We start from the raw sequence: 26,207 nt of genomic DNA on the forward strand, positions 1-26,207 counted from the left end.
ATCACGAAAGCTGCTTATGCACAGTGCGCGATCGCAGCGACTACCTGACCGATCGCTACAGCGAGCGCAAGGAAGCCGCTCCGGTCAACGCGACGACGCTCGCGGCAGCAGCCATGAGTCACGAGATCGAAGCCCAGATCAGCGACACCGATCGCGGCGAAGTGGAATAACAAGACACGGGACGGGCCATGGAGCCGAGCAGTAGCGTGATTGCCAGGCTGGGAGTCGCCCAGACGCTGGCCTGGGGTTCGACGTACTACCTGCCGGCCATGCTGGCAACGCCGATGGCGCAGGATCTCGGCGTCTCGACGCCGACGATCTTTGCGGCGTTCAGCGTCGCGCTGGTGGTATCGGCACTGCTCGGACCTACAGCCGGACGGATGATCGATCGTACCGGTGGGCGATCTGTCCTCGTGGCAACGAGTCTTGTTTTCGCCATCGGGCTTGCCGGGCTAGGCGTGGCGCAGGGCGTCGTCGGACTCTTTGCCGCATGGGTAATTCTTGGCATCGGCATGGGTGCCGGCCTCTACGAAGCCGCTTTCGCAACACTGGTCGCGCTCTATGGCAACCGCTCACGCGGTGCCATCACCGGGATCACGCTGATCGCTGGCTTTGCCAGCACGGTCGGCTGGCCGCTTTCCACCTTTATGGAGGCGCACATCGGATGGCGGGGGGCCTGCTTGTCCTGGGCGGCGTTGCATCTCACGCTAGGACTTGCGCTGAACCTGAGCATGCCGCGCGTAGTCGCCACGGCAACTGCACCGAGCAGGCCTGCGTCGCCAACGGTCAGCGAGCTGACGCAACCTGCTGACGAGCGTTCGCAACGAGCGGACTCCTATGCGTTGGCTTTCGTTTTCGCGGCGACCTGGTTTATCAGCACTGCGATGGCGGCACATTTGCCGCGGCTGCTTCAAGCGGGTGGCGCGTCTCTGGCCACGGCCGTTATGGTGGGCGCGCTGATCGGCCCGGCGCAGGTTGGTGCCCGGATTCTGGAGTTCGGCCTACTGCGCAAGGTCCATCCCTTGCTGTCCGCCCGGATCGCGGCAGCACTTCATCCCCTTGGCGCACTTGCATTCGGCCTGGTCGGAGCGCCTGCCGCGGCCTTGTTCGGCGTGTTGCACGGAGCCGGCAACGGCATCCTCACCATTGCCAAGGGCACGCTGCCGTTGGTCATTTTCGGACCGGGCGGCTATGGTCATCGCCAGGGAGTATTGATGGTCCCGGCCCGCGTCGCACAAGCGTTAGCACCCTGGATTTTCGGGATGTGTCTGGACCAGTTCGGAGCGAAGTCGCTGTGGTTGTCTTCCGCGCTTGGCATGGTGGCGATCTTGGCGCTCATGGCGGTCAGGCAATCGGCTCCGCTCAAGACCAGCGCAACATAGTCCTGCTGCAATCGCTACGCACCATGGTCCATGAACTAGCGTTTCCCGTCCGCCATCTTCAATCGCTCGGAATTCTCCGGCCAGTCAGTGAGCGCCTCCAGGACCACCACACCCATGTTTTCATCGATGGGGCCCAAGGCACCACCACCCAAAAAGTACTGATAAAAAAGAAAACCCCCGCTCAAAGGCGGGGGTTTTCTTTCTAGCTTTCCGTTACGAGGTCCTAGAACGGTTAAAACGGATCTGTTCTGTAATCGTTTGACCAGATTGCCGCAGCGTCAGCACCGGCGCGGGCTGCCCGGAAATGGGCGTACGGCGGCGTCAACATTGACGGATGACGAGTGCAGGAGGCGTCGCAAGTACGCGCGCAGGAAGCGATGCTGCGGGGTCGATGCGCTAAGCGCGGGGATGCCTAGACTATGCGTCAACTCCGTCGGACTCAAACCGCGGAAAGCTTGCGCTTTTGGGGTAGCTTTCGACGTCGATGGCAGAATGGTCGGGTTCCTACGCCAAGGTGTCCCACTATGAAGGCCAAGGCCCGCCACCACCCCTGCCTCGGCAAGCAGGCCGAGGCGCCTGAGGCAATCCGAGCGCGGCGCGCAGCGTTCGCCCTCGTGACGCGCGAACGCGCGATCCAGCGGGCCAAGGTGGCGCAGCCACACGTTGACGGCCTTACCCTGGTCGGTCGCCAAGCGCGCGCTAGGCCGCGTACGGCTACCTCAAGCAGCGACAGTCCGTCGCACGCCCTCGCCCCTTTCTCATGACTGCTCCCCGCTGTCGGTAGGGAAGCTGACGTCGAAATGTCTACGCAATGGTGTGGGCAAGCGTCCGTAGATGGCCAGTCTCCGCCCTTGGCCTATCCGAACACGGGCTTCTTGGCGCCAGAGGCAACTACCGACCCAACTCGGTCAGACAACTTCCTCCGAACCGGTCACTCGGCCGAACCTTGATCTTGAAGACCTGGAATCCGCAAAGCGGCCGGTGGCGACCTCCCTCAATCGGCGAAGAACGGCCACTCGCCATCCGCTGCTTGTTGGCACTTCCGCGCCACACTCATGGCTACAGAAGATTCGAACCGAAATCTGCACCATCGCGGTCCGGTCTTACTCAACACGGTTTTCGCCGCTATGGGCGAATGGATCTGGCAACTGCTTTTGACGGACGCGGACCTGTCGAAGGCTTGATACCGCAGGGCGGGGCTCAAGGAGCCCCGCTTTCGAGGCTATTGAAGATCCGTTAGTCGGTATCGGCCGGTGCCAATTTTCAGCAGTAGCTTCTGGGCGCAGAGACTACTGATCGTGCGGCCCGCAAGGTTCTCGATTGAGCCATCTAAATCGCTGGCCACCAACATATCTCGCAGCCACTGCTCCATCTGAGATTTCGTGGCAACTGTCGCCCCTTGGCGCATCCGAAACTCGACGATCGTAGTGGCGAGGAACAGAACAGGCATTTCAGTCCGCCCATGCACTTCGTAACTAGAGCCAGGAAATTGGAAATCACCGACCAATGCCGCCACATTAATCAGAGATTGCCCCCACGCTCCTGATCGCGCGATGCCAAATGCGGCCGCCTGCAGGACGATCTCAGAGGTCCTGGATTCGTCCAATGGTGCGGCCGGGCAAGTCGAACATGTCCGAAACGGCATATGCGGCGTCATGGTGTTGCATTCGACGCAGTGGCGGAGAAAGCACCCGGTCGGCTCGTTACGCTCAGGGTCGATCCCGGAGATGGGAAGGCTTGTCGTTAGTGAGAGCCACCAGCCCCAGAGCTGAACTCCACGGTTGCTCCATCTAGCTCCACCTTCATAGAACCATCGCCTCCATCGAATTGCATAGGAGAATCCTTCACCGAATATCTCGTGTCTTCCGACTAAGCCTGCGTATTTCTTCACCCTGTTGGTGACGATCCGAGGTTCCGGACCACGCTCATCCTGTTCGAGCAGCGGCGCGAGATCGATCGTCTCCAAGCCCCTGCGCAGGAAATCCGACTTCACGTGGCTCGGGCAAGTGACCAGTTCAATGGGTACGATAATGTAAGCGCGTGTGGTTGCTCGCCCGAGAGCGCAAGCCAATGTGGTGTCATCCATGTCGATACTCGCCACGACGATGACGACGGGCTTCTCCATGCCGCGATACGCCGAGATTGTGGATTGTGCGACATCAATCCCCTCAAGCGACGAGGAGAACTGGCTGAGCACGATCATGTCCTGCCTCATGACACCAGCCTTCGAGAGATCCGCCATCAAGGTCTGAATGCTCTTGGAAACATCCCAGCTGATCCTTCTGGACAAGTCCTCCTCGGCGATCGGACGAGGGCAGTTCACCTCGTGCCGTGGCGGTCGCATCTCCACCATCGCCTGAGTAATGCCTCCGGGATTCCGGTAGATCGTCGCCAGATAGAAGAATCGCTCTCCGTAGGTATCCTCTAGGAATCGATAGGAGCTGCCCTTCTCGATGCCGGGAAGCACCTGGAGCTCATCAGCAAAGACGAACTTGCGCGCATTTGCAAAATGGCTGTGCAGAGCCAAATGATCTGCCTCGTTGAGCGCCTGGGCTTCATCGACGATCAGCACCGCGTACTGGCGATCTACCTTCCCATGCAGGGCCAGATAATGCTCGTCATAGTTGGTCTCACCAGAGCTGCTGTCCCTGTTCCGTGTGCCCAGGGACTCACAGTAGGAATGGAAGGTCTGAACTGCGACCGCCTGGCCGAGATGGTTCAATTGAGCGGCTACCTTCTGCGTGATCTGACGGTTCTTCAGAAGGAAGAGTACCTTGAGGTCCTGAGACGCGACCTGCTCGGCGAGGGAGCGCGCAATGAGCGTCTTGCCGCTGCCCGAGAAACCCGCGATCAGCCTCCGATCGGAGTCGAGGCACAACGCCACTTGTTTCGCTTGCTTGTCGTCCAATCGAAGCCACAACTCGCCGTCGGCGACGATCTTGCGTCCGAGATGCCCTTCCCGCGCTTCTCGCGGCCAGACGGCGTTGAGGAATTTATCGATTTCACGACTGAAGTTGTTCTGGCCGCCATAGTTCAGTGCGGTCTTCCAGTGCGCCATTAGTTGCACGATGCGCGAAGGTATATCCCGACGATGCTTCTGTAGGATCAGAATGCCGTCGGGGAGCGGCCGGCCGAGCGGCACGTACGCGTTGGCAATCTGTGAGCTCTCGAGATCGAAGTCTGGGAAGTGTACTGCGTAGCCGACCGGACACTTTATCTGCCACGACTGCAGCATCTCGGCGAGGACGAAAGTGTTGTCCTTGACCTGAGTCAGCGGATCGATTTCGTATCCGTCACGTTCGTGAATGAATCGAACACCCGAAGGCTTGTACAGACCCGACTTCGTCTCGATGCAAAGCATACCCAGCTCCGCATGCAGGATTACGAAGTCCACCTCTCCGGACAGATGCTTCTTTTCCAAGGAGACCTGCAGGTACTTCTGGAGCTCTTGGGAGTACACCCGCTTGGTCCTGCCTCGCAGCCAAGGAAGCGAGTGAATGACGGTGAACGCATCGTCGAGTGCCGCCAGCTCTTGAAAGAGCGTGAATTCGCCTTGGCTGCGAAATTCAGTGTGATCGAGTGTTGGAAATAACCTGGCCATGAACGAAGGAAACGTTGCGCTGGTTTAGCGTGAGAAGGATTGTCGCCGATTTTGGTAATCAGGCGGAGTGACTGCTCTTGGCCGGACTCGGCCGGCCGGCTGGCCGCCGTCATGCCCGGCAGTCACTGATCGACCCTAGGCGGTCATTGGGGCAGTATGAGTTCCAACGCGTCGGGGATATATAGCGACGGCGAAAGCGAGCTTCGAGACAGGGAGATCCCGGCTGCCGCGCCTAGGTCCACAAGCGCTTCGATTCGCATCCCCGGTGCGGATAGTTTTGCACCGTTTAAGGATCGCTTGTGCAGACTTTTGCTGAGCTCCTCAGGGATGCCATTCAGCAGTGTCGGATATGCGATGACCTCAGGCACAACGAAGACCGACGGTCGCCAAATCTCGCATTGGACCGCGCCGAGCATTTGAATGGGCGTGCCACCACGCAGCCAGGTTGGCGAGTATGGCCGCCATAGGCTGTCCGGAAGCTCGATCTGCCCATTTTTGGCTCGAAGCCCTATCCCGAACGGCACGGCATTGGTCGATCGCCAATGAGCTCTCGCTGTCAGATTGGCACGATGCTGTTGCTCCGCCGAGCGAAGCAAGTCGGAGTCGGTTACCCATACCAACTCAATATACCCATCTGCGTAGCCGACTGCGATGGAGGCTGTGCCTTGCCCCTGATGGACCATAGCGGGCCAGAGGGCCTGTAGATGGTGCCTCGCAAGCAACTGCCGCGCAGATGCTTCCGATTCGACAAACGCATATATGTGATCAAGCTCAAGGTGCCCGAATGCGTTGTCGGAAAGCGGCATGGTCTCGGCTTGTCGTGGCGTGATGCAACAGTGTACCGAAAGGCCGCTCCTGGCCGGGAGCAGCCCGCAGCCCTAGCCTGGAAACGACATTCCGACCAGAGCCGGTTATCAGTTCACGCTCAGATGCACAAAAAGACACGCGTCTACTTGTTCATGCAGGTGCCGGATTGGCTCGCATTGCATCGAGGAACGCGTATGGCAAGTCGAAGTTCGCCGCCACGTCGCACAAAACCTCGATCAGCAGCTTGCGAAATGCCTGTTGCAACTCCACCGCACCCATTGCACTCAAGCGCGTTATGTTGACCTGGACGGCTACGGGGATGATGCCGTTTCTTTGGTTAATTCGACCGATCTCAGTACGCATGTTGTCCTGGTCTGCATATCTGATAATCACACTTACTGTCTTGAACGGAGCCCCCGTCAGAAAGCCATTCTGCTTCATCGCAGCATCAATCTCGTCGCGCACAGCAAGCACCATCTGGCCTTCACCGCGAAAACGGTGTTTGACGAGCGACACTGCACCCACGAGTAAGGCTCTCTCTGTTTGCATGCGCCAAGGATTTTGAACGATGATTCCGTATTCTTTCAGAAGTCACGGGGGCCTTCTTCGGATCAGAAACCGGAGCTCGGACAGTGGCGGTCGACCGTCCGCTTGTGGCCGATGGCTGCCTTTGGACGGGCCGCGCAAGGGGCCCCGCGCCAGAGCCGAATGAATTGCTAGGTTTCACCCTAGAAAAAATTTTCAGGCCAGAGATCTTGCGGTAGGTACCGACGAATGAGATCTGCTTGCTGCTGATACCCTCGCATCTCCAACTCCCGAACGAAGTAAGGCCATGGCGGAATGTTGCTCATATACACGCTGCTAGATGAGGTAGACATGCCGCCGCCCTGCGCAGTGGAAAGGCCGCCGTATTGTGCGGTAGAGAGCCCGCCGTACTGCGCTGTTGAGAGACCGCCATATTGAGCTGTCGAGAGCCCTCCGTACTGAGAAGTGGACATACCTCCGTACTGCGAGGTAGATAACCCTCCGTACTGAGAGGTCGAAGCTCCTCCGTATTGCGATGTAGACATGCCGCCGTACTGAGCGGTCGACAATCCGCCACCTTGCGCAGTGCTGAGATTGCGCGCCCACATCCGCATATTTGGAATTACAGGCTTACTCATCAACATTCCTCCCAAAGGTTTGTAGGTATCCATGATGCCCTTGGATATCGTTAGCGATCCAGACTTGCCTGTCGAATGTCTAACAGTGGCCGGAGAGCGACATCTGCTGGGCAATATATGGAAGTAAGCTGCGTCAAAGCATGGCGCCAAGTCTGCGCAGCCACCCAAGCACTTCGCCCGCCGGATCGCGGGCAGCCAACCGCTCCGCTGTCATCAGCGGGAACGCCTTGTCGGCCAAGCGAATTTTCGCAGGCGTATCCTTCATTACGCCGTCAAATCCTTGCTGGGCGGAGAAAACTTCCGCAAACAACTTCGGGACAGCCTTGCCGGCGGCATCGGGTTGATCGGCAACGGCGACATCGACTCCAAAGGCCTCTCTGATCGCGTCAGGATGCAGATAGCACTCGATCTCATGCTTAGCAGTTAGTACGCCCCAAGACCCATCCCCGCGCCCGTTGACCGCATTGATTGCTTCGCCGTAGCTGACGACATCGCTGTCATAGATATGAACCTCTGGACAGTTGAGCTGACGCAGGTAGTGCTCGGCGACCCAATGCTTGAGAGCTGAGCCGCCTAAGGGGACGAACGCCACTCGCGGGTCAGTCTCGAGATTCGGTAGCGATTGATCGGCCGCATGTAGTGCCCGACTCAAGCATTTCAGTGCGGCGATATCAGTTGGACCCTCGACGCAGAGGAGCACCTTGACACGGCTATCCGGGACGACTCCGAGCGTCTCCGCGACACTGCCGAAGACGTCCACACCTGCCTCGATCCTCGGCTTCATGCCATCATCGCGAGTCACGAATCGGATGCTTTCAATGGGCAACTCAGACGCGAACCCTGGGCTATGCGTGGTGAGGATAATTTGGCACCCGGGTTCGCTAGCCAGGCCCTTGAACGACTCGATCAGGATGCGCTGGTTGTTGGGATGCTGAGCCGTTTCGGGCTCCTCGATCGCATAGATGATATTTCGAGTCGTGCCACCGCGAAGCCTGCGCTCCGCCTCGGCCTTGAAGAAGCTCACTAGGATGAGGCGGCGAACCCCGCTGCCACGCTTGTTCAACGCAATGCCATCATCAGTATCGAGACTGACTGAGAAGAGGCCAGTCCATTTGGAGGCCGTCGGCGGCGCGAACTGAGGTGTCAGCTCCCTAGCCAAGCTCGGATCAATAGTCTTCAGTGCTTCGTGCGTGGTTCTGGCGATCTGCTCAGCCTTCTCACGCACCTTCAACTGAATGCGCTCGATGTCGTCCTGCACTTCCGCAATCGCAGCGGCAACAGCGGCCTTCATTGGATTCTGCACCTCACCATCTGAATCCCGGCTGCTCCGATCACTTTGAAACAAGGCAAAGAGAGGAAGATGCGGTTCAAGCTGGTCCCAGATGCGCTTGCTGTCTTCTTTCGGCTTCGTGACGTGGATCTCGACCTCAGCCAAACTAAGGTCACCGGCCGCGGCCCAGAGCGCTTGACGCATACCAGGATTGCCCTTTCTTGCAACATCCAGCTTCTGATCTTCCACGCGCCGCTGCAAGTCGCGTTCCTTCAGGTCGAGGAGATCCGCGACGCCAGGCGCCGTGGGGTGGTTAGCTAGGATCGCAACCTCGCAGGAGACAGTCTTCTTGCTGCAGTCAAAGGTCTTGCGGATCTTCAGCGCTCCATTAGCCGTCAGCAGATACTCTGCAGCCAGCGTTGTCTCCGCGCCGGCATCGAGGGTCAGTGTCTCGGGTAGATCGGAGAACTCACAAGTGATGGCTACCGTCTTATCGTCAGTGAAGACGTTGGCATCGCTGCTATCGATCTTGACTGTCTCGTTGTTGAAAAAAATCTCTAATGCTTCGAGGACGGTAGACTTCCCGATATCGTTTTTCCCGACGAACGTTGTCAGGTCGGACAGGACGACGGTCATTTCGTCACGGTAGCATCGGAAATTTCGGATCGAAATTGATTGCAGCCGCATGTGTGCTCTCAGAGGGGGTGGACAGTCCAAGAAATTGACGGTTGACCGTGGACGCGTCAACCCGGATTCAGAGGGGATGCGCTGGTTACAGGGCCACCCCAGGCGGAACACGATGGCCGGCGATAGCGGTTGCGCAAGTCTCGGCGACCTGCTCCGATAGATCACAAGTTCGTCAAAGCCAGTTGAATGGATGGTCTGTATTCCTCACCGAGTTCGCTTCGGTCTCGTGGTTTTGACAGCGATCACCTTCATTGGTACATCGAGCTCCTCCAGACTCAATCCCAACCGTCCACACTGCTGCGCGATACGCTGCCAGCGCGCATGCCACTCCTGCTCCAGCAAGGCATAACGACTGACCTCCTCGCGCAGCCGCACGATGACGCGGTCCTGAAACGCCAATTCGTCATCACGTGCACGCGAGCGCGACGGCCGTCCCGGACACGCCAACGCCTCCTTGGCGACCTGGAAGGCCCGCAGTATGTCGGGGTGGCGGCTTAGCGCCTGCCGCGAGTATCCCGAGAAGGCCTCGACACGCTCCCACGACAGTTGCGTGCCGAGCTCCCGATCGCGCCAGCGTTCCAGTTCGGTCAGGATGGCCCGGCGCGTCTGCTCATTGATCTTCACGTTAGCCCGAATCGGCTTTCCCATGTCGATCTCCTTCGTCAAGGTAGGGACGGAGGTCGGCCTCCCCCAATCCCAATGTGGCCAGCTGCTGCATTAGCTGCGCGTACCGGCGCTTCAGGTGTCGCTGCCAGTCTGGTTGCAGGGTCGCTACCCCGCTGACATGCGCGGCTGCCGTGCGCAAGCTGGTGTGCACCACCGCGGCCTGGCGCTTGAGCTCCTCACAGCGTTCCGCATCGCCTCCGATCCACAGGAAGTCTTCGCACTTTGCCGTGCATTGGAGATGACGCTCGCAGGGGGAGAGCTGGAAGTCGTGAATGCACATACCAGGACCTACGTCATGGATGGCATGGATGCGCGCTGCAAGGAAGGTTCGCTTCATCTCGGCCGGCAGCGCCTTCGCGGAATCAACAACATGCCCTTGCATGCGCCCGCCCATGATCTCCTTGACGACCTTGGCGGACCGCTGCGCGTAGGTCAGATGCTGGTATGCCCGGGTATCCGCCGCGTGCTTTCGGCCGAACCACTTTGTCTGTACTAGATCAGGGGCACCGCCTTCGTCTAGTACATGGTTGAGGAAGTGACGCAAGCCGTGTGTGCGAATGCGTAGCTGCTGACCATCGTCCCCCAGAATGCCATAGCGTTCGAAGACCGAAGCACATCCGGTTCGTCCGCTCAGGAACTCCCCCATGTTTTGATCGGTGACCGGTTGTGCAGCGTAGGTCAGCGTCGAGCGGGTACCGCGGTGCAACTGATTGCGATACACCACGCATAGCGATTCATGGAGATCTAACCCTTTCCCGAGTCCGCCTGGAATCACCGGCGCCGACCAATGATCGAGGGCAATGCCTGCGAGGAATGCGTCGCGCTTGACTCTAGCCCGCCGGTTGACCACCTCGTAGGGAATCTTCCTGCTAATCAGGAACATCGGGACACTGCGGCTTTGCAGCCCCAGAATCGCCTGGATCGACTGGCTGTCCAATTCATCGTCGAGCGCAATATCGGAGAGCAGCACCCCGGTCTCGCGGAATCGTTGCGCGACGCGACGCGCGCCTCCTGTCGCCGCCTGGAGTTCACTAACCACGTCCTGCACGAGCTCCTCGGTGGCAGACAACAGCGGCTTGTAACACCATTCCACCGCGACGTCATCGAGCCGCCCTTTGAGCCGTGCGTAGCGCAGGTTCCGGCTGCCGTCTTCTGCCACCGAGAGCGGTCGCTCTGGCAGCGTCAGCGCCTCTCCGACGCGCAGGCCTGTGCAGACCATGATGGTCGTGATCAGTATCAGGATACGGTCCGCGCTCACCGGATCACCGGATGACGCATTGCTGGGAATCGTCTGATACAGCTGCCCGATCGCCCGGATAGCGTCCTCCGTGGGTAGACGATCCGAGGTGCCCACACCACCGTCCAAGAAGTCATCCGTGGACCCCTGGATCATCGAACGGGGTCGCACCTTGTTGCGGCTGCGCCAGTCTAGGCGGGCACGACACAGGCCATTACGATCAAGGGCATCCGCGAACTCCTCCATGTGACCCACTACCTTGTAGGACGATGTCTCCATTTCCCGGGCAAACAGTTGCGCGGCTGCCAGATCAAGGTGATCCGCACGGAGATCCGGGAGCGACAGTCCGGCCTTAGCGAGTACCTCGAATACGTACCGCGTCGCACGGATGAACACCATGTGACTCCCCGCGGACTGGCCGCGTTGTCGGTGCCGCATGCACACCAAGGCTTTGACGATGTCTGCAAACGGCCGAGACAGCGGTAGCCCTTCCCGATGATGCGGATCACGGTGTTGCGTGAACAGCAGACGTTGTACGGGGCGACAGGCCTTGTAGCCGCGCGTACGATGGCGGTAACTTGCCGAGACGTCCCAGACCATATCTCCCCAACGCACGCCGGTGAAGGGTAGATTTGTCTTCACCCCGGCAATCAAACGTGCAGCGTTTTCAAGCCAATTCGCTTGGGTAAGGTCGACGCAGCGACTCAGGGCCACCATGGATTTACGTCGTCTTGCCGGATCGCTTGGCATAGCCCGCCACCTCCTGCACCACCTGACCCACTGCGTAGATCACCTCGTCCATCTGGACCGCGACACGCGCACCATAGCGCGCAAGACGTTCCTCCCGGCTGCGCAGCAGTTCCGCCAGCACTGCCTCATGATCAGCCTCTACATAAGGCCGGAACTTTGGGCAGAGGTAGCAGGAGAACGGCGGATCAAGATAGCAGCGCTGTGTTTTCCCACATGCACCGACCTCAACATCGGGGACCGCGTGTAGATCCCCGAGAAAGTACACACGCTTGTGCATGGGTACCGCACCCCAAGAGGAACCTTCCGACGCTGCCTGACCACGGAACAGCTTCAGCAGAGGACCCATTCTGACCGCCGCCGCACGGTCGAGGATCGTCGTAAGGCGACGCCCCTTCAACGCGTAGTACACATGCACGTTTTGCGTATCGGAGTGGTCCAGCATGGCCGCCAGAACTCGCCTCGAGACCCCCAGCTCCACCATGGTCGTCGCAAAGGTATAGCGCAGCCGGCGAGACGTTAGATACAGAGGATCCAAGGTGCGCGGCGATACAAGATTCAGTCTTCTGCCGAACCGCCCGATGAGGCGCAGGAACTCCGACGTCGTCAGGTGATGGGCATACTCCCCGACCCCGGTATCCTGCCGCCATTCATCCGCCTTCCGTCGCAGGAACATCGCTCGCGGGAGTCGGCCGCAGTCCACTTCGCGATTGACGATCAACAGCTCTTGCAGGATTTGCAGCAGGTCTTCACCCACTCGCTCATCGATGAAGTCCTGTCGCGCCGCGCGCCCCCGCTTTTTAATCCGTGGAATAGAGAGCACCCAGTTCGGCGGAACGTCATAGCCTGCCAGGCTATTCTTGAAGTCCGATTCACGCAGCAGGCAATAATTGGCCGGGTTACGTCCGTAGGCCAGACTGAGCGCCACCGCGGCACGTTCCATGACGTGCTGCGGTTCCGGAGAACGGTCGTTTTGCAGTGCCCGTCGCAGTACGATCAATTCAGTGTCGGAGAGCGGACCGCAAATTTCATCCTCCAGCTCCACCGCGAGCCGAGAGTAGCTCGATGGGATGCAAACATCGTCCATTCGCAACGCGAACTCCGTGTCGAATCCCAGGCACGGCATCACTTCTGCGCACCAGCGATACCAACTCCGCAGTCCATAGAACTGGTCCAGTGCCTTGCGCTCTCTCAGCACCTGCAGGCACCGCTCGATCAAGTTGCAGAGCAGAATCCGAAGGCTCTGGATGTGTGAGATGTTCGCCAATGTCGACCATCGCACCTCGAGATCTTCCGCCGCCTGCGCATCGCAAGTTGAACTACCAACCATCGCGCTGAACACATGTCGGAGTGAGCTAGCCACAGTACCGGATGCGACCTGCGTCAGCAGCATGATCGCCCACCGCCTCAGCGCGTAGTCCACGATTGGGTTCGATTGTGGTCGCGCCGCCCAATCCAGGGCCTGGTGGTGTGTCTCCGTGTTGAACTTCCACACCGATTGGCTCAGGTCCATCATCCTGCCGTCCCGGTCAACGACGTGGTCCGGCAGCGCGGCAAGTTTGTATCGCCGCAGCAGAGTCGCCATCGCCCGATTGACGTCGGCATTCGTCATGGTCGAAGAGCTGCACCGAGGAGCATGGCCTGACAGCCAAGACTGATATCGCTGGCCTCATGCCGGATCGCGTCAGCAATGTAAGGCCTAATGGACGTTGGCGAGCGCCATCCGAAGAAGTACATCATGTTTTTGTCGATCCGCTCCTCATCCAGGCCGCGGCTCACGCCTTGCTCCCGGAACAGCGTCGCGCACGTGGTGCGCAACGCGTGGGGATGGAGGTCTCGGAACTGCGGGTGAACAGCACCGATCTGGTCGAAGATGCCGTTGACCCGACCAAGGCTCATCGGCTGTCCATTTCGGGCGAGGAACAGGAATGGCGTTCGCTTCGATCCCGTAATCTCTCGGCGCCCGAAGCAAATGTAGTCGTCGAGCAGCCGTGCGAGAGACGTGTCGCACGGCAGTGCGCGCGACTCTGTCTTGACCTGCGGTTCATCGATTCGTGGATCATCGGGATCGTCCGGCGATCGACGAATCTGCACCATCGGAATCGGGCGTGAGAGCAGGCAGTCGCCGATCCGTATTTTGAGTAGCTCGCCGCGCCGCACGCCGAGAGTGGCCATCATTAGCACGATCAAGTAGTTGCGCTGCTGATAGGTGACCTTCCATGGATTTCCGTCGCTGCCCGGCTGGCAGATTTCGATCAGCGCGCTAAGCTCATTGCGACTTAGTGCGGCGGCATGCGCCGGCAGTTCGGTTCTGGCACGTCCCGTCGTTGCAAACGTTCGTTGGATGACTTGCAGCTTCGCTCGGATATGGGCGATCTCGGGACTGCCGACCGGCCACCTTGTCATCGCGTTTTCAAGATGCCAGGTGATGAACTGCGCGATCACGCGCATTCGCTGCGTCACTGAGTTCGGCGAAATCACCAGGTGTCGAATCTGTCCCTTCCCCTGGAAGCTGCGGCGCATCCAGGGGTACAGCTGGTTGACGATCTCCTCGGAGGTGAGTCCCTCGCCGCTCTCGAGTCGATCCCGTACGGAATCCGGCCGGGTGGAACACCACACCCAGAAGAGGCCGAGCACGTGCAGCGCCTTTTCCTGACTACTCGAGGCCAGCCTGGGGGTCAGGCGCATCAGCAAATACATGTTGATCCATGTGATCGGCTGCCGGTCGCTGTCCAGGAGAATTGGAATCCGCTCGCCAGACGGATGCCGAACCATGACGATGTGGAACGCTGGAGTCATGAATCGCCCTCCCGGACGAGTCAAACAATGCGTCAAACCATAGACAACTCAGCGCCAGATTGCCACCCAATCGTCAAGTCGCCATTTGAAAGTTGACAACTTTGCCAACGGACAAGAATCTCTCTCAAGTAGCCAAAGATGCACATCAAAGTTGACGGCTTCCACTGCCCTACAAGTCTTTGATTACAAATAAAAACCCCGCATTAAGCGGGGTTCTTGTTTACAGTTATCCGTTACAAGGTCTCAGAACGGAATATCGTCGTCCATATCCTCGAAGCCGTTCGACGGTGCCTGTTGCTGGCGACGCTGGCCGCCTTGCTGACCGCCGCCCTGGGCACCACCGCCCTGGCTGCGGCCACCACCACCTTGCGATTCGCGGCTGTAGCCACCGCCACCGCCCGCACCACCGGTCGCACCGCCGCCGTAGCCACCTTCCTCACCGCCGCCGCCGCCCTGGCCACGGCCACCCAGCATCTGCATCTGGTCCGCGACGATTTCGGTGCTGTACTTTTCCTGACCTGACTGGTCCTGCCACTTGCGCGTGCGGATGCGGCCCTCGATATAGACCGACGAACCCTTGCGCAGGTACTGGCCGGCGATCTCGGCCAGCTTGCCGAAGAACGCGATGCGGTGCCACTCGGTGGCTTCCTTGAATTCGCCGGACTGCTTGTCCTTGTAGCGGTCGGTCGTCGCCAGCCGGATGTTGGTCACGGCATCGCCGCTGGGCATGTAGCGGGTTTCGGGGTCGGCGCCCAGGTTGCCGACGAGAATGACTTTGTTGACCGATGCCATGTAGATGATCTCCAGGGACCGCGCCCTTTCAGCGCGGTACTAAACGTAAGGAACGTGCAAAAAAAGCTGGGACGTAAACGACATCACGCGCCCTACGGATGAACCGTCAAGCGCGTGTTCATGCTAACGCCAATACAGCAGGAAAACGTAGCGGACTAATACCGATACGAAAAAAACTGTGTCTAAAAAACCGCTTCAGGATGAAGCGAAGCGGTTCTGGCCAGGCGCGCGGCCGCAGACAGTACACCAGGTACGACAAGGCCACGCAACGACGCCAGAATCATTCTGAGGTGGCTTCTAAGCCGCCACCGCAGAAGTACTTGCTTGCCCACGGGCCGGGGGCGCCTTCATGCTCCACGCGATTATAAGCCAGAGCACCAGAACCACCGCGCACCCTATGAACACTGCGCTGCGTCCTTCGTGCTGGAGCAGCCAGCCACCGGCCACGCCACCGAGGAACAGGCCCAGCGACTGGGTCGTGTTGTAGACGCCAAGCGCCGCGCCACGGCTGACCGCAGCGTAACGCGACACCAGCGACGGCTGCATCGCCTCCAGCACGTTGAACGCGACGAAGAACAGCAGCAGCACGCCGACGATCGGCCAAAGGCCGTGGACCGACGCGAACAGGATCTGGACGACCGTCATCAGGGCCACCGAGGCCAGCAGCACCGGACGCACCTTGCCGTAGCGCTCGGCGGCCATCATCGGCGCCAGCATCAGCAGGAACGACACCAGCACGACCGGCAGATAGACCTTCCAGTGCTGGTCCAGCGGCATCCCCGCGTCGCTCAGCATGGCCGGCACCACCATGAACATGGCCACCTGGCTCGCATGGAGCGCCAGCACGCCGACATTCAGACGAATCAGGTCGGCATTCATCAGCACCTGGCGGAACGGCAGCCGCACCGGATGCGGCGGCGGCGGCGCAGGCACCAGGAACAGCGTCACGCCGATCGCCACCACGCCGAATACGGCCATCAGGCTGAAGATGCCCGACATACCGATCGAATGCAGAAGTGGCGAAGCAATCACCAGCGAGAGCGCGAACGTCAGGCCGATACTGCCGCCGACCATTGCCATGGCCTTGGTGCGATGGCGTTCACGCGTCAGATCCGCGATACAGGCCGTGATGGCCGCGGAGATCGCGCCCATGCCCTGCAACGCGCGGCCGATGATGATGCCGGTCAGGGTATCGGAGAACGCTGCAACCAGCGCGCCGGCCACGAAGAGCAGCAGCCCCGCGACCATGACCGGCTTGCGCCCGACCCGGTCGGACAGCCAGCCCAATGGAATGTGCAGGAAAGCCTGCATCAGCCCGTAGATCCCCATGGCGATGCCAACCCGCTGGGCGTCGTGCCCGTCGGGCAGCGTGCGCGCGTACTCGGCAAAGACCGGCAGGATCAGGAACAGGCCCAGCATGCGCAGGGCAAAGATGCTGGCGAGTGTGAGGCTGGCGCGCAACTCGCCTTTGGTCATGCGGTCACGCACGGGCTCGGTCCGGGTGGACTCGTCGGCAAGGGATGCGGGCTGGGAAGAAGGCGGGATCGACGGCATTGCGGTCGTATAAGGAATCTGGTCCGGTCGGCGACAGCTTCGATCGTCCGAACGCCGGGAAGTTGCTGACGCGGGGCTGTCTCCACCCCGTTGTCATTCGCCAGTCTGGCGCCGGGCAACCCCGGAAACCGAAGTTCGGTATATTAGCAGGTTTGCTTCCCGCGCTTTCCGCATCACGCTCCGCTTTCGGCGGGCCCGGAAATCGCGTGTCGCGGCAGGCTGGCGCCCCTGTTTCGGGCGCCCCAGGCGTTGCGCAAGGCACATTGACGGGGATATGGAAGAAATCAAGATCCGTGGGGCGCGTACCCACAACCTGAAGAACATCAATCTCGACCTGCCGCGTAACAAGCTTGTGGTGATCACGGGGCTGTCGGGGTCAGGCAAGTCGTCGCTCGCATTCGACACCCTCTACGCCGAGGGGCAGCGCCGGTATGTCGAATCGCTGTCCGCCTACGCCCGCCAGTTCCTGCAACTGATGGAAAAGCCGGACGTCGACCTGATCGAGGGGCTGTCCCCGGCGATTTCGATCGAGCAGAAGGCCACGAGCCACAATCCGCGCTCGACCGTCGGCACTGTCACAGAGATTCACGACTACCTGCGCCTGCTCTTCGCCCGCGCCGGCACGCCCTACTGCCCCGACCACGGCATCGCCCTGCAGGCGCAGAACGTGTCGCAAATGGTTGATGCGGCGCTGGCGCTGCCAGAAGACACCAGGCTGATGATCCTGGCGCCGGTGGTCTCGGACCGTAAGGGCGAGCACACCGACCTGTTCGATACGATGCAGGCGCAGGGTTTCGTGCGCTTCCGCATCCGCTCCGGCGGCGGCACCGCGCATGAGGCCGAGGCCAAGGTCTACGATGTCGACGCGCTGCCCAAGCTCAAGAAAACCGAAAAGCACACGATCGAGGTGGTGGTCGACCGCGTCAAGGTGCGCGCCGACATCAAGCAGCGTCTGGCCGAATCGTTTGAAACGGCACTGCGCCTGGCCGATGGCCGCGCGATCGCGATGGAGATGGACACCGGCCGCGAGCACGTGTTCAGCTCACGCTTTGCCTGCCCCATCTGCTCCTATTCCTTGCAGGAGCTGGAACCGCGCCTGTTCTCGTTCAACAACCCGATGGGCGCCTGCCCTAGCTGCGACGGCCTGGGCCAGATCACGTTCTTCGATCCGAAGCGGGTGGTGGCCTTTCCGAACCTCTCGCTGGCCTCGGGCGCGATCAAAGGCTGGGATCGCCGCAATCAGTTCTACTTCCAGATGCTGCAGAGCCTGGCGGCGTTCTACGAATTCGACACGGAAACCCCGTTCGAGGAACTGTCGCCCGAAGTGCAGCAGGTAATCCTGCACGGTTCCGGCGAGACCGAGATCCCGTTCACGTATATCAACGAACGCGGCCGCACCACGCTGCGCGCGCACGCGTTCGAAGGGATCATCCCGAACCTCGAACGCCGCTATCGTGAAACCGATTCGGTGGCCGTGCGCGAGGAACTGGCCAAGTACCAGAACAACCAGGCGTGCCCGGTCTGCCAGGGCACCCGCCTGCGCACCGAGGCGCGCCATGTGAAAGTGGGCGAGGCCGATCAGGCCCGCGCGATCTTCGAGATCAACGGCTGGCCGCTGCGCGACGCGCTGACGTACTTCCTGACGCTGGACCTGCACGGCGCCAAGCGCGAGATCGCCGACAAGATCGTCAAGGAAATTACCGCCCGGCTGAACTTCCTGAACAACGTCGGGCTCGATTACCTGTCACTCGAGCGCAGCGCGGACACGCTGTCCGGCGGCGAGGCGCAGCGCATCCGCCTGGCCTCGCAGATCGGCTCGGGCCTGACCGGCGTGATGTACGTGCTCGACGAGCCGTCGATCGGCCTGCACCAGCGCGACAATGACCGGCTGATCGGCACGCTCAAGCATCTGCGCGACATCGGTAACTCGGTGCTGGTGGTGGAGCACGACGAGGACATGATCCGCGCGTGCGATTACGTCGTCGACATCGGCCCGGGCGCGGGCGTCCATGGCGGCATGATCGTGGCGGAAGGCACGCCGGACCAGATCGAAAGCTCGCCGGCATCGCTGACGGGGCAGTACCTGTCCGGCCAGCGCCGCATCGAGGTGCCGAAGACGCGCGCCCTGCCCGACGACGAGCGGCTGCTCCGCATCGTCAACGCCACTGGCAACAACCTGCGCAACGTTACGGCCGAAATCCCGGTGGGCCTGCTCACCTGCGTCACTGGCGTTTCTGGTTCAGGCAAGTCGACGCTGATCAACGACACGCTCTACCACGCGGTGGCACGCCATCTGTATGGCTCGACTGCGGAGCCCGCACCGCATGACCGCATCGAAGGCCTCGAGCACTTCGACAAAGTCATCAACGTCGACCAGAGCCCGATCGGCCGCACGCCGCGCTCGAATCCGGCCACCTACACCGGCCTCTTCACGCCGATCCGCGAACTGTTCGCGGGCGTACCCTCCGCCAAGGAACGGGGCTACGACCCGGGCCGCTTCTCGTTCAACGTGAAGGGCGGCCGATGCGAGTCATGCCAGGGCGACGGCGTGATCAAGGTGGAAATGCATTTCCTGCCCGACGTCTACGTGCCGTGCGATGTCTGCCACGGCCAGCGCTACAACCGCGAGACGCTCGAGGTGCTGTACAAGGGCAAGAACATCTCCGAGGTGCTCGACCTGACCGTCGAGCAGGCGCACGAGTTCTTCAGCGCCGTGCCGGTGGTGCGCCGCAAGCTGCAGACGCTGCTCGATGTGGGCCTGGGTTACATCCGGCTGGGGCAGTCAGCCACCACACTCTCCGGCGGCGAGGCGCAGCGCGTGAAGCTGTCGCTGGAACTGTCCAAGCGCGACACCGGCCGCACGCTGTACATCCTCGACGAGCCCACCACGGGCCTGCATTTCCACGATATCGAACTGCTGCTCAAGGTCATCCACAAGCTGCGCGACCAGGGCAACACGGTCGTGATCATCGAGCACAACCTCGACGTCATCAAGACGGCGGACTGGCTGATCGACATGGGCCCGGAGGGCGGTGCGGGTGGTGGCCAGGTGATCGCGAAGGGATCCCCGGAAGTCGTGGCCGCCAGCAAGGCGAGCTTCACGGGCAAGTATCTGGCGCCTCTGTTGAAGAAGCAGGGATAGGTCTCCGGGGCGTGGTCGGAAATCGACGCGCCCTGCCCTCTCCCCCAGCCCCGCTAGCGAGCGCCCGCCACCGCAGCGACCTTCTCCTCCGAATCCTCTTTCATCCGGCTGCGGTTCATCATCCCCGCCCGCTCCAGCACCGGATATGCGGTGGAGCAGAACAGCGAATTGAGGCGCTTCAGTTCCGCGATCAGATCCAGATGGAGCGAGCTGGTCTCGATGCTCTCCACGGTCTGCACGGCCACACGCTGCAGGTGCGAGCGCGACAGATCGCGCTCCAGATCGCGGAAGGCCGCCTTCTCCGCCATCAGTTGCTGGGCGCTGCGCAGGTCACCGGTCAGGAACACCGACAGTCCCAGACGCAGGTTCGCCACCACGCGGGCGTGCATCTCGGCGATCTCCTGCATGCCGGCCTCGGAGAACGACAGGTTGTGCGCGATCTTCTTTTCCTTGGTGTCGACGATCACGCGTTCGATCAGGTCCCCCGCGTGCTCCAGGTTGATCGTCAACGAGATGATTTCCGTCCAGCGCTCGCCATCGTGCTCGTCCAGCGCCTCGGTGCTGATCTGCGTCAGGTAGAGCTTGATCGCGGTGTAGAGATCGTCGACTTCGTTGTCGATACGACAGGTGGCATTGGCCAGCTTCAGATCGTTGGTCCGCAGCACGCGCAGCAGGTTGTCGAGCATTTGTTCGACGCGATCGCCGATGCGCAGCACCTCGCGCGCGGCGTTGGACAACGCGAGCGTCGGCGTGGACAGCGCGGCCGGATCGAGGTGGCGCGGCGTGACCTGGCTGTCGCCGGTGTTCCGGCCCGGCAGAATGGCCTCGCACAGGCGCGCCAGCGGCGCGGTAGCGCCCAGCAGCAACAGCGCCAGCGCCACGTTGAACAGCAGATGGAAGTTCACGATCATCCGCTGCGGCTCGCTGCCAACCAGCGCCAGCAGTTCCTCGGCCTTCGTCAGCAGCGGCAACGCGATCACGCAACCGAGCAGGCGCGACAGCAGGTTGCCCAGCGTCACGCGCTTACCGGGCTGGTTGTTGCCCGACGTCGACATCAGCGCCGAAATGCCCGAACCGAGATTGGCGCCGAGCACCAGCGCCATGGCCACGTGGATCGACACCACCCCGGCCGATGCCAGCGCGCCGCAGAACAGCACCATGGCCAGGCTCGAATAGCAGAGGATCGTCAGCACCGCGCCGATCAGCATGTCCAGCGCGGCGTCACCGGTCAACGTGCTGAACAGTACCTTGACGCCGGCCGCTTGCACCACGGGCCGCGTGGCGATCGAAATCAGTTCCAGCGCCAGCGTGATCAGGCCCAGCCCGATCAGCACGCGGCCCACGTGGCCGGCCTTGCTGCCCTTCCATGACAGATGCAGGATCACGCCGATAAAGATCAGCAGCGGCGACAGCCAGGACAGATCGAGCGAGAACACCTGCACCATCAGCGCGGTACCCACGTTCGCGCCCAGCATGATCGCCAGCGCGGGGGCCACCGCGATCAGTCCCTGTCCGACGAACGAACTGACGATCACGGCCGTGGCATTGCTGCTCTGGACGAGACCGGTCACGCCGACGCCCGCGAGGAACGCAGCAAACCGGTTGGACACGCTGACGGAAAGCACGTGGCGCAGATTGGCGCCGTACACGCGCAGGATACCGACCTTGACTATGTTGGTGCCCCAAATCAGGAGCGCCACGCCGGAGAGAAGATGAAGCAATACGCCCATAGTGCAGCCTTCTTCGTGACCGGTGCCGCGAGGGGCAGAAGCGAGGCGCGCAGCCCGGTCATCGCCTTGTTATTTCAAGGAGGCATTATGCGCCCCCCTGTCGAAGGGAGCAAACCCGGGCGGGGGCGCAGGCAGTACAGGCGGCACGGCAAGGCCCCGCAGCGACGCCAGAATCCTTTTGAAAAGGCTTCCCAGGGCTTCCCAGGGCTTCCTAGTGGCCGTCGAAATTGCAGACCGTGAACAGCGACAGGCCGCTGGCTTGCAAAAGCCTGGAGCCGCCGAGCTCAGGCAGGTCGACGATCGCCCCGCCTTCCACCACCGTTGCGCCAAGACGCTCCAGCAGCTTGCGGCCCGCCATCATCGTGCCGCCCGTGGCGATCAGGTCGTCGATCAGCAGCACGCGGTCTCCCGGCTTGCAGGCATCTGCATGGATCTCCACGGTGGCGCTGCCGTACTCGAGCTCGTATTCCTCGGCCACCGTCTGAAACGGCAACTTGCCCTTCTTGCGGATCGGCACGAAGCCCAGGTTCAGTTCGTACGCGATGATCGAACCGAGGATGAAGCCGCGCGCGTCGATGCCAGCCACAAGGTCCAGGTTCTGGTCCATGTAGCGGTGCACGAAGACGTCGATCAGCACGCGCAGCGTCTTGGGGTTCTGCAGCAGCGGCGTGATGTCGCGGAACATCACGCCCGGCTGCGGCCAGTCCGGCACGGTGCGGATGCGGTCACGCAGGTAACCGGTGACATCGCCAAGATCGGGGGACTGGATGATGGAGTTCGACATGAAGGAAACTGGAAAGTGAAATTACGCGCGATGCGGTAACGGGCTACCACCCGTGTCCAAAACCATCGCCGCACAATGGCCCGGCTGATTGAACATCCGCAACCCGCAAAGATACAGGAGACAACCGTGGCCAAGAAGATCTTGATGCTGGCCGGCGACTTCGCCGAAGACTACGAAACCATGGTGCCGTTCCAGGCACTGCAGATGGTGGGCCACACGGTTCACGCGGTCTGCCCGGACAAGAAGGCTGGCGACCACTGCGCCACCGCCATCCATGACTTCGAAGGCGACCAGACCTACACGGAGAAGCGCGGCCACAACTTTACGCTGAATGCCACGTTCGCGGACATCGATCCGGCACAGTATGACGCCCTCGTCATTCCGGGCGGCCGCGCCCCCGAATACCTGCGACTGAATGCCCGCGTGCTCGAGATCGTGCGCCACTTTGCCCAGGCCAACAAGCCGATCGCCGCGGTCTGCCACGGCGCGCAACTGCTGGCGGCAGCTGGCGTGCTCGAAGGTCGTACCTGTTCCGCCTACCCCGCCTGCGCACCCGAGGTACGGCTGGCCGGCGGCAAATATGCCGATATCCCGGTCGACCAGGCCCATACCGACGGCAACCTGGTAACGGCGCCGGCCTGGCCTGCCCATCCGGCCTGGCTGGCGCAGTTCCTTGCAGTGCTTGGGACGCGGATCGTAGAGTAGAGGCTTCCGAACGTGGCGCGGGCCATCGGGCCCGCGGCCGCGCCGCACGGAGGTATCCATGTGTGAGATCTTCATCCGGGCCAATCCGGATTCGTACCAGACCCAGTCCCGATCGCTGCGCCTGCACGGCATGGCCACCAGCATCCGGCTGGAAAACCTGTTCTGGGAGGTCCTGGAAGAACTGGCGCAACGCGACGGCATGACCGTCAACCAGTTGCTGACGCGGCTACACGACGAACTTGCCGAACATCGCGGCGAGACGTCGCTGTCGGCCAACTTTGCTTCGTTCCTGCGCGTGTGCTGTATGCGCTACCTGCTTCTGCAAAACGAGGGGCGCATCCCGGCCGACACTAATGTGCCGATTCGGTCGCTCGATGCGCGAGCCGTGCTGGATAGCCTACCCGCGTCGTGGGTGGAAGCTGGCAGTTCGCCGTTGCCAAGGGCAGCCAGAGGCGAGCACGCCTCTGCCTCTAGTTCTAGTCCTTGATCAGCCGTTCCTCGGCAGACTCCAGCGCCTCGGGCGTGCCACGCAGCACCACGATGTCGCCCGGCTCCAGCACGGTGTCCGGCTCGGGGTCGAAGGCGCGGATGCCGCGCCGGCGCACCGCCGTGACTTCCACGCCGATCCGCTCCAGCCCCAGCGTCCCCAGGCGACGCCCCACGGCGGTGTGTTCCGGCCCGAGGGACACCGCGTGCAACCGCACCGTGTCCCGCTCCACCATGTCTTCCTCGTCGTCACGGCCGTGGAAATAGCCGCGCAGCAGGCTGTAGCGTGCGTCGCGCGCCTGCTGCACGCCCCGAACCACGCGGCGCATCGGCACGCCCAACAGCACCAGCGCGTGTGAAGCCAGCATCAGGCTGCCTTCGATGATTTCCGGCACCACCTCGGTCGCACCCGCCTTCTGCAAGATGTCCAGCTCGGAATCGTCGACGGTCCGCACCAGCACCGGCAGCGCCGGCGCCAGCTCCTGAACGTGGTGCAGCACTTTCACCGCCGACGGCGTATTGGCATAGGTCACCACCACCAGCGCCGCGCGGTGGATACCGGCCGCGATCAGCGCCTCGCGCCGGCCGGCATCGCCATAAACCACCGTATCGCCCGCCGCCGCCGCGTCGCGCACGCGATCCGGGTCGAGGTCGAGCGCCACGTAGGTGATGCCCTCGCGTTCCAGCATATGAGCCAGGTTCTGGCCACTACGACCGTAGCCGCAGATGATCGCGTGCTTCTCGGTCTGCAGACTCTGCGCCGCGATCCGGGTCATGTTCAGCGACTGCAACAGCCATTCGTTCGCGGCAAACCGCAGCACGATCGCGTCGCTGTACTGGATCAGGAACGGCGCGGCCAGCATCGACAGCAGCATCGACGCCAGGATCACCTGGATCAGCACCGGGTCCACCAGCCCCATGCCATCTATCTGGTTCAGCAGCACGAAACCGAATTCGCCCGCCTGCGCCAGCCCAAGGCCGGTGCGGATCGCCACCCCCTGGCGCGAGCCGAACAGCCGCGCCAGCACTGCGATCAGCACCAGCTTGAACAGGATCGGCACGATGAGCAGCGCAAGCACGAGCCAGACGTGGTCGAACACCACCCGGACGTTGAGCAACATGCCGATCGTGACGAAGAACAGCCCGAGCAGCACGTCCCGGAACGGCTTGATGTCCTCTTCCACCTGATGGCGGTAGGGCGTTTCCGAGATCAGCATCCCCGCCATGAACGCGCCGAGCGCCATCGACAGACCCAGCCGCTCTGTCAGCGCGGCCATGCCCAGCGTGACCAGCAGCAGGTTCAGCATGAAGAGTTCCTGCGACCGGCGTGCCGCCACGACGTGGAACCAGCGGCTCATCAGGCGCTGGCCCAGGAAGAAGATCGCGCCCAGGGCCACGGCAATCTTGACCGTGGCCAGCCCCAGCGCGAACGCCAGGTCTCCCGGATCGCGCGACAGCGCGGGGATCACAATCAGCAGCGGCACCACGGCCAGATCCTGGAACAGCAGGATGCTGATGATGTTGCGCCCGTGCTCGCTTTCCAGCTCCATGCGCTCGGAAAGCATCTTGGAAACGATGGCCGTGGACGACATGGCCAGCGCGCCGCCCAGGGCCACGGATGCCTGCCAGGACAGCGGAAAAAGCCAGTTGAACATCCAGCTCGCCGGCACCACGGCCAGCATCGACAGGATGACCTGTGATCCGCCCAGCCCGAACACCAGCCGCTTCATCGCGCGCAGCTTGGCCAGGCTGAACTCAAGCCCGATCGAGAACATCAGGAAGACCACGCCGAATTCGGCCAGGTATTTGGTCTGGCCCGAATCGCTGGCCAGGCCAAGGGCGTGCGGGCCGATCAGGATGCCCACCGCCAGATACCCGAGCATCGGTGGCAGTTGCAACATGCGGAACGCCACCACGCCAAACACGGCAGCGGCCAGCAGCACCAGGGTCAGTTCCAGCGGAGAATGCATCGGCGATTGAAAAGTACCAGCCGGGCACGCGCGCCGTCCCGGCATTTGCGCCCTGCCGGCGAAACACGGCAAGCGCGGCGGTCGTCACAGCGGCAAAAGGCTCGAAAGCCGGGCCAGACGCCATCGCATTCGTTGGTATACTCCGACGCCATGATAGCCAATTTCGATGCGGATCGAGCACTCCGGCTCGCCCGCCAGACCCTTGAAATCGAAGCCGAGGCCGTTTCCGCGCTGGCCGGACGGCTCACGCCCGCGTTCACCAAGGCGGTGGAGATGATTCTCGGCTGCACCGGGCGCGTCGTCGTGTCCGGCATCGGCAAGTCGGGCCATATCGGCCGCAAAGTGGCCGCCACGCTGGCATCCACCGGCACGCCGTCCTTCTTCGTGCACCCCGCCGAGGCCAGCCATGGCGACCTCGGCATGATCACGCGCGACGATGTCCTGATCGCCTTCTCCAATTCCGGTGAAACGGCCGAACTGCTGGCGATCATTCCGATCGTCAAGCGCATCGGCGCCGGGTTGATCTCCATCACCGGGAACGCCGAATCGAACCTGGCCAAACTGTCCAACGCCCACCTCGACGGCGCTGTGGCTCAGGAGGCCTGCCCGCTGAACCTCGCCCCGACCGCCAGCACCACCGCGGCGCTGGCGCTGGGTGACGCGCTGGCCGTGGCGGTGCTCGACG

General features: G+C 61.8%; 19 protein-coding genes. 5 read left to right on the forward strand and 14 right to left on the reverse strand.

Annotated elements, in window-relative coordinates; all coding sequences use genetic code 11:
• Positions 1-188: 188 nt before the first annotated feature.
• Positions 189-1,382 (forward strand): MFS transporter, encoded by a 1,194-nt coding sequence (locus D769_RS18485; RefSeq protein ID WP_008648103.1) that lies wholly within the window; start codon positions 189-191, stop codon positions 1,380-1,382.
• A gap of 1,222 nt (positions 1,383-2,604) precedes the next feature.
• Here the strand turns inward: D769_RS18485 and D769_RS18495 are convergent.
• The 11 genes from D769_RS18495 to D769_RS18540 form a co-directional block, all read right to left on the reverse strand.
• Positions 2,605-4,983, reverse strand: coding sequence for an AAA family ATPase (locus D769_RS18495; RefSeq protein WP_008648105.1), 2,379 nt, complete (start codon positions 4,981-4,983; stop codon positions 2,605-2,607).
• Between the two features lie 143 nt (positions 4,984-5,126).
• Positions 5,127-5,789 carry a hypothetical protein gene (locus D769_RS18500; RefSeq protein ID WP_008648106.1) on the reverse strand — a complete coding sequence of 221 codons (663 nt, stop codon included), beginning with the start codon at positions 5,787-5,789 and terminating at the stop codon, positions 5,127-5,129.
• Between the two features lie 151 nt (positions 5,790-5,940).
• A complete protein-coding gene (locus D769_RS18505) occupies positions 5,941-6,339 on the reverse strand; it encodes an Imm39 family immunity protein (protein ID WP_008648107.1) in 399 nt (132 codons plus the stop codon).
• 179 nt (positions 6,340-6,518) lie between these two features.
• Complete coding sequence (locus D769_RS31240) at positions 6,519-6,986, reverse strand: hypothetical protein (RefSeq protein WP_206537007.1); 468 nt, start codon at positions 6,984-6,986, stop codon at positions 6,519-6,521.
• Between the two features lie 100 nt (positions 6,987-7,086).
• Positions 7,087-8,910, reverse strand: a complete 1,824-nt coding sequence (locus D769_RS18510; RefSeq protein WP_040011121.1) for an ATP-binding protein — start codon at positions 8,908-8,910, stop codon at positions 7,087-7,089.
• Between the two features lie 204 nt (positions 8,911-9,114).
• Entirely contained in the window at positions 9,115-9,558 is a 444-nt protein-coding gene (locus tag D769_RS18515; protein ID WP_008648110.1) for a hypothetical protein, read from the reverse strand.
• Complete coding sequence (locus D769_RS18520; RefSeq protein ID WP_241227883.1) at positions 9,536-11,563, reverse strand: integrase; 2,028 nt, start codon at positions 11,561-11,563, stop codon at positions 9,536-9,538. The genes D769_RS18515 and D769_RS18520 overlap by 23 nt, the downstream gene beginning before the upstream one ends.
• Positions 11,535-13,172, reverse strand: coding sequence for a tyrosine-type recombinase/integrase (locus tag D769_RS18525; RefSeq protein WP_008648112.1), 1,638 nt, complete (start codon positions 13,170-13,172; stop codon positions 11,535-11,537). The genes D769_RS18520 and D769_RS18525 overlap by 29 nt, the downstream gene beginning before the upstream one ends.
• Positions 13,169-14,359, reverse strand: coding sequence for a site-specific integrase (locus tag D769_RS18530; protein ID WP_008648113.1), 1,191 nt, complete (start codon positions 14,357-14,359; stop codon positions 13,169-13,171). Before D769_RS18530 ends, D769_RS18525 begins: the two co-directional genes overlap by 4 nt.
• A 243-nt stretch (positions 14,360-14,602) precedes the next feature.
• Positions 14,603-15,151 carry a single-stranded DNA-binding protein gene (locus D769_RS18535; protein WP_008648114.1) on the reverse strand — a complete coding sequence of 183 codons (549 nt, stop codon included), beginning with the start codon at positions 15,149-15,151 and terminating at the stop codon, positions 14,603-14,605.
• 297 nt (positions 15,152-15,448) lie between these two features.
• Complete coding sequence (locus D769_RS18540; RefSeq protein ID WP_040011123.1) at positions 15,449-16,705, reverse strand: MFS transporter; 1,257 nt, start codon at positions 16,703-16,705, stop codon at positions 15,449-15,451.
• Positions 16,706-16,979: 274 nt separating this feature from the next.
• Here D769_RS18540 and uvrA point away from each other — a divergent pair, with 274 nt between their 5' ends.
• Positions 16,980-19,847, forward strand: coding sequence for an excinuclease ABC subunit UvrA (uvrA, locus tag D769_RS18545; protein ID WP_008648118.1), 2,868 nt, complete (start codon positions 16,980-16,982; stop codon positions 19,845-19,847).
• A 53-nt stretch (positions 19,848-19,900) separates the two neighbouring features.
• Here uvrA and D769_RS18550 read toward each other — a convergent pair whose 3' ends face one another.
• Together D769_RS18550 and D769_RS18555 are read right to left on the reverse strand one after the other, a co-directional pair.
• Positions 19,901-21,577: a Na/Pi cotransporter family protein gene (locus D769_RS18550; RefSeq protein ID WP_008648120.1), complete on the reverse strand. Its 1,677-nt coding sequence runs from the start codon at positions 21,575-21,577 to the stop codon at positions 19,901-19,903.
• 211 nt (positions 21,578-21,788) lie between these two features.
• Positions 21,789-22,361, reverse strand: a complete 573-nt coding sequence (locus tag D769_RS18555; RefSeq protein WP_008648122.1) for an adenine phosphoribosyltransferase — start codon at positions 22,359-22,361, stop codon at positions 21,789-21,791.
• Positions 22,362-22,487: 126 nt separating this feature from the next.
• On the opposite strand from D769_RS18555, the gene D769_RS18560 reads away from it, so the two are divergent.
• Both D769_RS18560 and D769_RS18565 read left to right on the forward strand, forming a co-directional pair.
• Positions 22,488-23,066: a DJ-1/PfpI family protein gene (locus tag D769_RS18560; protein WP_008648124.1), complete on the forward strand. Its 579-nt coding sequence runs from the start codon at positions 22,488-22,490 to the stop codon at positions 23,064-23,066.
• Positions 23,067-23,124: 58 nt separating this feature from the next.
• Positions 23,125-23,553 (forward strand): ribbon-helix-helix domain-containing protein, encoded by a 429-nt coding sequence (locus D769_RS18565; RefSeq protein WP_008648126.1) that lies wholly within the window; start codon positions 23,125-23,127, stop codon positions 23,551-23,553.
• Here the strand turns inward: D769_RS18565 and D769_RS18570 are convergent.
• Entirely contained in the window at positions 23,543-25,522 is a 1,980-nt protein-coding gene (locus tag D769_RS18570; RefSeq protein ID WP_008648132.1) for a monovalent cation:proton antiporter family protein, read from the reverse strand. The genes D769_RS18565 and D769_RS18570 overlap by 11 nt on opposite strands.
• A gap of 150 nt (positions 25,523-25,672) precedes the next feature.
• On the opposite strand from D769_RS18570, the gene D769_RS18575 reads away from it, so the two are divergent.
• A partial coding sequence (locus D769_RS18575; protein ID WP_008648134.1) for an SIS domain-containing protein occupies positions 25,673-26,207 on the forward strand: 535 nt, incomplete at its 3' end.

It is taken from the genome of Cupriavidus sp. HMR-1, assembly GCF_000319775.1.
GTDB lineage: Bacteria > Pseudomonadota > Gammaproteobacteria > Burkholderiales > Burkholderiaceae > Cupriavidus > Cupriavidus metallidurans.